This window comes from Dethiosulfovibrio salsuginis (genome assembly GCF_900177735.1).
GTDB classification, from domain to species: Bacteria; Synergistota; Synergistia; order Synergistales; family Dethiosulfovibrionaceae; genus Dethiosulfovibrio; species Dethiosulfovibrio salsuginis.
In genome coordinates this window covers 1-6575 of sequence record NZ_FXBB01000060.1, presented here as the reverse complement: position 1 = coordinate 6575, position 6575 = coordinate 1, and the positions used below count along the sequence as shown (strand labels likewise).

The 6575-nt window shown below is 56.7% G+C and carries 6 protein-coding genes; all 6 read right to left on the bottom strand.

The window, feature by feature from the left end:
* Positions 1–293, bottom strand: a 293-nt coding sequence (locus tag B9Y55_RS12865) for a hypothetical protein (RefSeq protein ID WP_200806690.1), incomplete at its 3' end; no start/stop codon positions are given.
* Between the two features lie 135 nt (positions 294–428).
* Positions 429–1706 carry an ABC transporter substrate-binding protein gene (locus tag B9Y55_RS12860; protein ID WP_234986250.1) on the bottom strand — a complete coding sequence of 426 codons (1278 nt, stop codon included), beginning with the start codon at positions 1704–1706 and terminating at the stop codon, positions 429–431.
* Between the two features lie 47 nt (positions 1707–1753).
* Positions 1754–2581: a carbohydrate ABC transporter permease gene (locus B9Y55_RS12855; protein ID WP_234986249.1), complete on the bottom strand. Its 828-nt coding sequence runs from the start codon at positions 2579–2581 to the stop codon at positions 1754–1756.
* Positions 2582–3454, bottom strand: coding sequence for a carbohydrate ABC transporter permease (locus B9Y55_RS12850; protein ID WP_085545741.1), 873 nt, complete (start codon positions 3452–3454; stop codon positions 2582–2584).
* On the bottom strand, positions 3451–4506 hold the full coding sequence (locus B9Y55_RS12845; RefSeq protein ID WP_085545740.1) for an ABC transporter ATP-binding protein: 1056 nt from the start codon (positions 4504–4506) through the stop codon (positions 3451–3453). The genes B9Y55_RS12850 and B9Y55_RS12845 overlap by 4 nt, the downstream gene beginning before the upstream one ends.
* 189 nt (positions 4507–4695) lie before the next feature.
* Positions 4696–6575: methyl-accepting chemotaxis protein (locus B9Y55_RS12840; RefSeq protein WP_085545739.1), on the bottom strand; the 1880-nt coding region annotated here is incomplete at its 5' end.

The following is a 6575-nucleotide window of genomic DNA, read 5'->3' as shown; positions in this document are numbered from 1 at the left end:
CGGAGGGTCTGAGCCATGATGCGGTTTACCTCGTCTCTGTCCAGTCTCCCCGATTCCCTCATTCCGTTGATTATGTTGGCCATTCCTCTGGTGGCTTCCATGGCCATCTCCATCTCGACCCTGATCTGGTTGGCGTATTCCCTGGACATGGAGAGAGCCAGTTTGTGGGCCTGCTCCAGACTCTCTTTGCGGTTCATGTACGTCGAGATCCCCACCACCACCGCCAGAACCAGCAGCACCGACGCTAAAATCAGCGCCGTTATCTTGCACTGTAGACCTGCTTTGCATCTCACATTTGACAACTCCCTTCATGGTCCAAGGTGTTTCACATATTTGAAGTGTTTAGTCTCGTAGGTCAATGATACACTATTTTCTTTTGAGAAAAAAAGTCTGGGGCCTCCCAAAAGGGTAGCCCCAGACTTTTTTGGTTAAAACGCCTTTCTAGCTTCCAAAATCTCCTTCCAGGCCCTCTCCGCCGCCTCGTCGAGGGCTTCCTTTATGCCCTTGCCCTCGAGAAGGATAGCGTCCAGAGCCTTGGACATGTTGTCGTGTATGGCGTAGCCGTTTACGATTTTTGGATCGTTGTAGCCCCACTCAAATGCTGGAAGTATCGCCAGCTTTGCGGGGTTGTTCTCCCGTGCGAAGTCGGCGTATCTGTCGCTCTTTAAGATCTCCCAGCTAAGTGGAAGGTATCCCGACCTTGTTCCCCATTCCCACTGCATTTCAGGGGAGAGGAAGAACTTCAGGAACTGGAAGGCCGCCTGTCTGTCCTCCAGCGGGCAGGTATTGAATATGGCCACGTTGGTGCCGGAGAAGAGGCTTGCGTTTCTCTCCCCCTTGGGAAGGACGATGGTCCCGAACTCAACGTCGTTGGCGGCGCAGGTCTCTATGATGTTGGGGAGGTGGGACATGGAGGAGATGCCCATGGCCGCCTCTCCTCTGCCGAAGGGACCGGTTATGTTCTTCTCCTCACGGGCTATCTGGGCGTGCCCTTTGGTTATCATGGAGGTCAGGAACTCGTAGGCCTTTACCCCGGGCTCTTGGTTAAAGGTCAAGGTGTCGCTCTCCTCGTCGTAGAGGTGTCCCCCCGCCTGCTCCACCCAGATGCTGCCGTCGATGGCCACAGAGCTGTTGAGGGCCAGGCCGTAGACCTTTCCGTCCTCGGCGGTCAGGGCAGCAGCAGCTGCGGCCATCTCGTCCCAGGTTGTCGGAGGGGTGATACCCTTCTCCTCCAGCATCTTTTTGTTGTAGAACAGCAGATAGCTGGCCTTGTTGAAGGGCATGGCGTAGTGTTTGCCGTCCCATACGCTGACCTCCCTCAAAAACTGAGGGATATCCTCCCACTGCTCCTTTGTGAAGCCTAGCTCGGGATCGGCCATCATGTCGTCCATGGGCTCCACGAAGTCGTTAAGGACGTAGGACACCAGCCGGTTGTTGTATATCATCGCCAGACCCGGGAGATTATTGGCCTTGGCGGCCCCCTCCAGCTTGGCGAAGAGGTCACGGTAGTGGCCCTGATAGACCAGCTCGACCTTATATTCGTCCTGCTGATTGAACTTATCCACTATCTCCCTAAGAACCGCCTCGTTGGTGTCGGTCATGGCGTGCCAGAACTGGATGGTCTTGGGCTGTCCCGCCCAGGCCATGCCGGTCATGGCCGCCACCGCGACGACGGTCAGTATCGCTTTTTTGATGCTGTTTCTCAATTTTGTCTCCTCCTCTATTTCTAATCCTAAATCCTCTGTGTGAGGTTTTAGCCCTTTATCCCCGAGCCTCCTATGGCTCGGATGAAGTTTCGCTGTAGCAGAAGGTATAGCACTATCACCGGTGCCACTATCACGGTGGAGGTGGCCATCATCAGGTGATACCTGATTCCCGCCTCGTTGGTGAACACCGACAGGGCCACAGGAAGGGTCCTCATGTGGGGGAGGTCGGTGACTATGAGGGGCCATAAAAACTCGTTCCAGCTGTTTATGACCCTAAGTAAGCCTACGGTCACCAGAGCCGGTTTTGCCACAGGGACCATTATCTGAACCAAAAACCTCAGGTCCGAACAGCCGTCCACCTTGGCGGCGTTGTACAGGCTGGAGGGGACGGATAGAAAATACTGTCTCAGCAGAAAGATGGAGAAAGCGCTCACCGTCCAGGGCAGGATGAGGGCGGTGTAGCTGTTTATGAGCCCCATCTGGGATATGGTGACGTAGTTGGGTATGAGCAACGCCTCTCCCGGTATGACCATGGTCGCCACGGTTACGGAGAAGATCAGGTCCCTGCCGGGAAACTCCAGCCTGGAGAAGGCGAAGGCCGCCATAACCGTGGACACCAGTGTCGCTGCGGTGATCGACAGGGTCACCGCCAGGCTGTTGAATATATACCTGCCGAGGGGTATCTCCCTGGCGACCTGGACGTAGTTTTCCCAGCGAAATATCGACGGCACGAAGGTTGGCGGCACGGCGAAGGTCTCTCCCCCCGATTTGAGGGACGTGGCGATCATCCAGACAAAGGGCATAAGGGCCAGGACACAGCCTATGGATAGGCACAGGTATAGGGGCAGTCTCTTCAGCTTTTTCAAGGTGATCACCTAGTAGTGGACCTTGCTTCTTCCGATCCTGAACTGGATCAGGTTGAAGCCGGTTATGATGAGGAAAAGTACGACCACCGCTGCCGAGGCTATGCCGTAGTGGTGCTGGTTGTAGAACTTCTCGTAGACGTAGTAGACCAAGGTCAGTCCGCACTGGGACGGCCCGGAGGTGTTTCTGAATAGCATATAGGACATGTCGAAGACCTTAAAACAGTTTATGGCCGTTATGACCGCCACGAACAGTATGGACGGAGAGAGAAGAGGGACGGTTATGCGGAATGTCCTCTGCCAGAACCCAGCTCCGTCGGCCTCGGCGGCACGGCGAAAATTGCCGTCTATGGTCTGGAGTCCCGTCAGGAATATGAGCAGGTTGTATCCCGCGCTTTTCCAGACCCCCACTATGACCAGGGCTATCCTCCCCCAGTAGGGTTCCTGTAGCCAGCCGATTGCCTCCATTCCAACCGACGCTAAAAAGGCGTTTATCAGGCCGTGACGGGAGTGAAATATCCAGTTCCACACCAGAGCCACCGCCACGGTGGAGGTCACGAAGGGCAGAAAGTAGACGGTCTGGAAAAACCTCTTAAACCTTATGCTTCCGTTGAGGGCTATGGCACCTGCCAGCCCCAGCCCCATGGACAGGGGCATGGTCCAGCCCAGGTAGAAGAGGGTGTTCCCCATGGCCTTCCAGAAGTCTCGGTCCTCTACTAAGTAGCGGTAGTTTTCAAACCCTCTCTCGAAGACCAGGTTTCTAAGGTAGTTGTACCGGGTGTAGAAGCTCATATCCACCGTCTTGTAGGCTGGATAGAGGGTGAACACCGCCAGCACCGCTATCACCGGAGACAGCCAGATCAGGCCGTAGGCCAGTTTTTTCATGGCCCATCAGCCCTCAAAGACTTTCCGGTCTCTAGGTCGAAAAGCTGTAGCTCCCGAAGGTTCACCTCAAGAGCCAGGTTTTCCCCGGGGCTCGGGGAACGGTCGCTCGGCACAATCAGCCTGAGGACTCCTCCCTCCCAGGAGACCTTTACCAGCGAGTCCCTGCCCAGAATCTCCGACGATAGGACCGAGCCCTGAAAGTGCCCTCCCTCGGCGCAGATCCTCAGGTCCTCGCAGCGGACGACCGCTGTGGTTGCCTGGCCGAATTTCACCGGAACGGGAAGGACGGTAGGCCCAAGCCGTAGTCCATCGCCGGTCCCCTCTCCCTCCAGGACGTTCACCGGAGGGTTGCCGAAAAACCGGGCGGTAAACAGGTTTGCCGGACTGCGGTACAGCTCCTGAGGGGTGCCCTGTTGCTGTATGGTCCCTCTGTCCAGGAGGACTATTCGGTCCGACATGCTCAACGCCTCCTCCTGGTCGTGGGTGACGAACAGGGTGGTAGTGCCGGTCTCCCTCTGTATTCGCCGGATCTCCTCCCTCATCTCGATCCTCAGACCTGCGTCCAGGTTCGACAGAGGCTCGTCCAGAAGCAGCAGGTCCGGTTTTTTGACCAGAGCCCTTGATATGGCTACCCTCTGCTGCTGCCCTCCGGATATCTGGCCGGGCTTTCTGTGGAGGATCGACCCTATCTGTGTCATCTCCGCCATCTCCTCCACCTTGCGGCGGATATCCCCCTTGGTGAGTCCCATCACCCTCAGAGGGAAGGCTATGTTCTCGAAGGCGGTCATGTGTGGATAGAGGGCGTAGTTCTGGAACACCATGCCTATGTTCCGGCTCTGGGTCTTTAAGTCCTGAATCTCCCTGTGGTCGAAGAGAATCTTCCCCGAAATCAGAGGCAAAAATCCGGCGATGCCGTTTAGTACGGTTGTCTTGCCACAACCGCTGGGGCCCAGCAGGCTTAGCAGGGTCCCGGAGGGTGCCTCAAAGCTAAGGTCCTCCACTACCCTGTGATCTCCGTAGCTGATGGACAGTCCCCTAATATCAAGGCCCATAGAGATATATCACTCCCTCATAGTAGTCATGAGCATTATACCTGGGAGTCATGTTTTTGTCTCGGGTTATGGCGACGGCCCTTTATCGGCAAACCTACCGGTTTGATCTGCGAAGAGCCTGTTAAAAAGCTGAGGGACCTCTCGAGAGGTCCCTCAGCTTTTAGGGCGGGATTTTATAGGGCGATAGGCTCACTTTTTACGGGGAGAAATGCTGTGGCCTGGATCCCGAACCAGTTTAAAGGCCCCAACCTGTCGCCTCAGTTCCTCCGAAAGGATCGACAGGTCCTCCGCCCCTAGAGCGACCCTCTCTGCGGAGGTGCTGACCTCGGTCATCTGAGTCCGAATTACGTCCACCGATCCAGCCGCAGCCGCCACTTGGGAGGCTATGTTCTGGACCGCCGAGGCTATCTCCTCGCTGGACGCCGACTGTTCCTCCGATACCGCAGCCAGATCGTGGATGGCCATGGTTATGTCCGATATCTCCTCCATCATGGCCCTGATGGTCTCGATGGTCTCGTCGGCCAGGTCGCTGGATTGTCTGGATCTGGTGGCGTTACTCTCCGAGGACAGGGCAATCCTGTCCAGGTCTTCGGTTATCTCTCCCGCCAGGTCGGCTATCTTACGGGCCGATACGTTGCTGCTCTCCGCCAGCTTTCTTACCTCGTCGGCGACTACGGCGAACCCTCGGCCGGCCTCTCCCGCCCTTGCCGCCTCTATGGCTGCGTTTAGAGCCAGCAGGTTGGTCTGGTCGGCGATGGTCCCTATCTCCTGGACGAAGCTCTGAATCTCTCTGGCCCTGTCGCTGAGTCCTTTGACCTCACCTGCGGCGATCTCCGATCCTTCTGCCACAGCCTTTATGCTTCTAGCCACCTTTTCCGCCGCCTCGGCGCCGCTCTCCCCTGCTGCCTTTGCCCTGTCCGCATCGGAGGCCATCTCGACGTTTTTCCTGGAGGAAGATTGGGCCCCGCTTGCGACCTCCTCAACGCTGGCGTTGATCTCCTCGCTGGCGGTCGCCAGGCTCTCTACCTGGAAGGATATGTCGTTGACACCAGCCCGAGACTCCTCGACTCCGGCGTTGGACTCCTCCGCCAGGGCGGCGAACTCTTCGGCGGTCGTGCCGAGTTTTTCCGCCGCTGAGGCTATGGCCCTGACCGCTTCCCTCTGGTTGGCGATCATGGCGGAAAAGGCGTCGGCCATGATCCCTATTTCGTCTTGGGAGCGGACGTTAAAGTCCTCTCTCGTTATGGTCAGGTCTCCGTCCCTGGCCATAGAGGCCAGATGGACCACCCTTTTTATAGGCCTGACTACCTGTCTCACTATGAGCCACACAAGGAGTGCTATTAAGAGAGCTCCCGCTAGAGACACGATGAGGGACAGGGTCATTACCCGTACCGACGAGGCCATTACCTCGTCCTCCCTGAGGACCACCCCAAGGCTCCAGGGCGTATCGGTTCCTATGACCTGGATCGGTGCGAAGGCCTTCAGGGTGTTTTGGCCCAGCGACTGGGACCATGCTACCTCTATGAATGATTCTCCCGATTGGATTCTTCTAAGTGTGGTCGCTCCTCTCTCTCCCTTAAGCTCTCCGGCTATCTTGCCGATCCTTGCCTTATCCGGGTGGCTGGCTAAGGTTCCGGTGTAGGACATCAGCCTTCCAAATCCCGTCTCGTAGAGTTTCATCTCGCCGATAATCCCGTCGATAGGGGCCATGTCCAGATCTACGCCCACCACTCCAATCCTTTTCCCCTCCGCCTCCAGGGGAATAATAAGGCTGATCACGACCTTGTTTATCTGATCGTCGAAGTAGGGCTCTGTGATGGTGGCTTTGGGGCCGTTCAGCGGTTCGACATACCACTCGTTATCCTCTCCAGGTCCGTATTCCGTGAGGGGTATCAGGAGTATATTTCCCCCATCCCTGTACCAGTAGGGAACGAAACGTCCCGTCCCGTCGTGTCCTTCGGCTCCTGCGAATTCGCTGTCTCTGCCGTCGAATGAGTTGGGCTCCCAGCAGCCCCAAATCCCGTTGAAGTTGGGGTTTCCCCGGAGGGTCTGAGCCATGATGCGGTTTA

What these genes read in the sequence shown, in the direction of transcription:
- B9Y55_RS12850 (WP_085545741.1), bottom strand. Translation starts at nt 3,454, where the DNA reads ATGAAAAAACTGGCCTACGGCCTGATCTGGCTGTCTCCGGTGATAGCG.
- B9Y55_RS12845 (WP_085545740.1), bottom strand. Translation starts at nt 4,506, where the DNA reads ATGGGCCTTGATATTAGGGGACTGTCCATCAGCTACGGAGATCACAGG.